The sequence below is a fragment of the Methanobrevibacter sp. genome (assembly GCF_045603845.1).
In the GTDB taxonomy this organism is placed as follows: domain Archaea; phylum Methanobacteriota; class Methanobacteria; order Methanobacteriales; family Methanobacteriaceae; genus Methanocatella.
In genome coordinates, this window is the sequence record NZ_JAZUMY010000080.1 from 1 (window position 1) to 2,842 (window position 2,842).

At 34.7% G+C, this 2,842-nt stretch carries 4 protein-coding genes; 1 reads left to right on the forward strand and 3 read right to left on the reverse strand.

The genetic code is table 11. The features are described 5' to 3' along the window. The first annotated feature begins 251 nt into the window (after positions 1 to 251). A complete protein-coding gene (locus ACKI2W_RS07725; RefSeq protein ID WP_407380863.1) occupies positions 252 to 452 on the forward strand; it encodes a hypothetical protein in 201 nt (66 codons plus the stop codon). A 110-nt stretch (positions 453 to 562) separates the two neighbouring features. Here ACKI2W_RS07725 and ACKI2W_RS07730 read toward each other — a convergent pair whose 3' ends face one another. Genes ACKI2W_RS07730 through ACKI2W_RS07740 form a run of 3 tightly spaced genes read right to left on the reverse strand, consistent with a single transcriptional unit; the run spans position 563 to position 2,754 of the window. Further along, positions 563 to 1,321, reverse strand: a complete 759-nt coding sequence (locus ACKI2W_RS07730; protein WP_292753499.1) for an EFR1 family ferrodoxin — start codon at positions 1,319 to 1,321, stop codon at positions 563 to 565. A 1-nt stretch (position 1,322) separates the two neighbouring features. Then, positions 1,323 to 1,958, reverse strand: coding sequence for a flavodoxin family protein (locus ACKI2W_RS07735; RefSeq protein WP_407380865.1), 636 nt, complete (start codon positions 1,956 to 1,958; stop codon positions 1,323 to 1,325). A 13-nt stretch (positions 1,959 to 1,971) separates the two neighbouring features. After that, the gene (locus ACKI2W_RS07740) at positions 1,972 to 2,754 is read right to left on the reverse strand and encodes a nitroreductase family protein (protein WP_407380867.1); all 783 of its coding nucleotides are present in this window, start codon (positions 2,752 to 2,754) and stop codon (positions 1,972 to 1,974) included. Positions 2,755 to 2,842: the final 88 nt, after the last annotated feature.

Consider the following 2,842-nt stretch of genomic DNA (forward strand, 5'->3'; position numbering starts at 1 on the left):
ATAAGTTAAATAACGCTCAAATTATGCATAATAGATTTTGCCCGTATACTATACAAAATATTTACTGCTTTTAGCTCTCAAATTATAATATTCAACTAAGAAGCATATATATTTTTATTACTTTTATTTGATTTTGAAAGATATAGGTTTTAACAGTACCAGAATATAGCTATGATGGTGTTTATTGCTTTTTACCGGAGCTAAATTTTTGATATGTAGGGAAAACTCGTTATTCATTGGGGAAGTGTTTTATGTGGCGTTTTCCCTTAAATATCTTAATCAAGTTTAAAAAACTTAACCTCGAACCGACCGATAAATGGCCCGTTCTTAAATTTGACAAATCCACCTACTTCAAAACTAAAACCGGAATAGGGGGCAAGCCTCTGTTCCTCAAGCTTGACAAAACCATTATTGTTATGCCAACAGTTACATGGAATGAATTTAAAGAATAAGAATTGCATAATCTTTATTTTCTATTTTTAAGTTGTGAATTAAAGAAACATTCGCAAAAAATCATTATTTGCAATGTTTGTCAGTACCATTTTGCTTTTAGATTTTCAATTCAAATGTTTTGATTGCTTTTGATAATCTCTGAAATTTTGATATTTGGATTTCTATATCTTTCATTTGGATTCAATTCATCGTTAATTGTTAATGTGTGTGTTTTGCAGTGATGAACGCAGCCTAAACAAAAGTCACAATTATCTCCGAAATGGGGTTTTTCATCAATCAATTCAATATTTCCTCTCGGACATACTTTAGTACATATTTCACAATTGCTGCAGCCTTCACCTACTTGGATATGGTATTTTTCAGTCATTGTGGTTTCCAATATGACTTCAATATTTTCAATATCGGTAAAATGTTTTTTGTCATGAATATGATTTCTTCTTGAGAATATATCCTCTTTTATAGATTCAATTTCGCCGATGATGTTTAAATTCTTTTTTAATTCCTTTTCATTGGCCATGTCAAATGTCGGTAGGAAATTATCAACCATCAAAACGGAGTTTGTGTAATTAACATCAATTCCTCTGTTATTTAATGTTTCTTTCATGATTCTCAATGCATTTTGATCCCCGTCGCTTCCATAAGAAGTGATTAAAAACAGATAATCGGTTTTGACATTGACTTTTTCAACAAATTCCCTAAGCATCTTGGGAGATGTTGCATAAAAAACAGGGAAAATGATGCCTACAGCATCATCTTCTATATCAAACTCATTTTTTTTCATCAGTTGGGGGATGCTGATCAGTTCTCCGCCCAACTGCTTAGCAATGTATAGGTTATTGCCTGTTGATGTGTAATATAATGTTTTCATGTTATCCTAACACTAATTCTTTTCCTTTTTCAAAAGCAGCTTCTCTTTCTTTAGGAAAAAAAGTTTCATGTCTTTCATATCTTTCCTCAGCATTGAAAAACCATGGCCAATCGGTTTTGCTGTAATCTTTAAGCTGAAGTGTTTCACCTGATACGAAAACTTCAGTTGGCCCTACAAAACCGTTGAATACGTTTTGATAATTTTGAAGCAATACTTCATAGGCATTGTCCGGAGCATTGCTGGTCATGATAAGCAACGTTGGAATCGGATTTTCATTGCAGCACGGGACATCTGCATTATATGTCAGATTCTGAAAGACCAATCGTTCATAAAGTGCTCTAAATGATGCTGTAAGTTCACTTAGATAATTTGGAGAACCTATTATCAATCCATCGGCTTCACGAATAGCATCCAAGACTTCGGTTAAACCGTCACGTCGTATGCAATGTCCTTTGTATTTTTCTTTTTTACATCCAAAACAAGAGATGCAGCCGGTGTATTTTTCCAAGCGGAATAGATTGAATTTTTCCACTTCTGCTCCTGCAGATTCTGCACCTTTTATCGCTTCATCAATTAATGTATCAGTATTCCATCCTTTTCTAGGTCCTGCGTTAACAGCTATTATTTTTTTAGTCATTTAATCACCTATATTATTCGCATGATATTGTTGCAATGTATTCTGTATACTCATCTGTTTCAATTTCCGGTTCATCAAAAACCAGATTTCCATTTTTCACACACAGGAAATGGCATATTGCTATTCCCATATCAATCTTTTGAACATCCCATCCAACACCTGATGAATATCCTTTTGTATGTTCTAAAAAGAAATGATAATCATTATCGTCCTTTACAATCCTCCAAGGTTGTCTGTTTGCTGCTGAAGGAGCCCAACGAACCGCATCAAGACAATCTTCACTATTGTCTAATGGGATTGAAAAGTCATGCTCATAAAATAGCTTTGATGCGGGAAGTCTTTCATCGCCCTTAACGCTTTCACGCAGCGCGCTGTCAACCTTGGACTGTGTTTTTGAAGGATAGCCTATTGGTGTCACTATCATCATGTATTCATTGTCCCGTGTGGCTGCCGCTTTTTCAAAGAGGGGCCTGTCTAAAGTTCCTCCGACCCAGGTGGTTCCAATTCCTTGGCTCCATGCATACAAAATCATTTTTTCAAATGAATATCCGTATGCCTCTTCGCAGTGGTCCACTTTAGCCACTTTTGCAGCGATATATGTGTCCTCGCCTTCTATAACTGGACTTGAAAGATTATATTTTTCGCTGTCCAGTATAAGGAACTCCACGGGGATATTGTAAGGGTTTTCGATTGTTTTGGTGTAGTTTAGAAGTTTTTCTTTATCTTCATCAGTAATTTTCTGTCCGTCAAATGTTCTTACGCTTTTTCTAGTTTTAATAATTTGCATTTTGTCCATGCCGCAATCACCTTTTGATTACCACTATGACTTAAGATACTTAAGTTTTTTGATATGATATTTGGATTATTGTACTTAAATATTTTTT

Coding starts and splice junctions, on each gene's coding strand:
- ACKI2W_RS07740 (WP_407380867.1), bottom strand. CDS start 2,754: ATGGACAAAATGCAAATTATTAAAACTAGAAAAAGCGTAAGAACATTT.
- ACKI2W_RS07735 (WP_407380865.1), bottom strand. CDS start 1,958: ATGACTAAAAAAATAATAGCTGTTAACGCAGGACCTAGAAAAGGATGG.
- ACKI2W_RS07730 (WP_292753499.1), bottom strand. CDS start 1,321: ATGAAAACATTATATTACACATCAACAGGCAATAACCTATACATTGCT.
- ACKI2W_RS07725 (WP_407380863.1), top strand. CDS start 252: ATGTGGCGTTTTCCCTTAAATATCTTAATCAAGTTTAAAAAACTTAAC.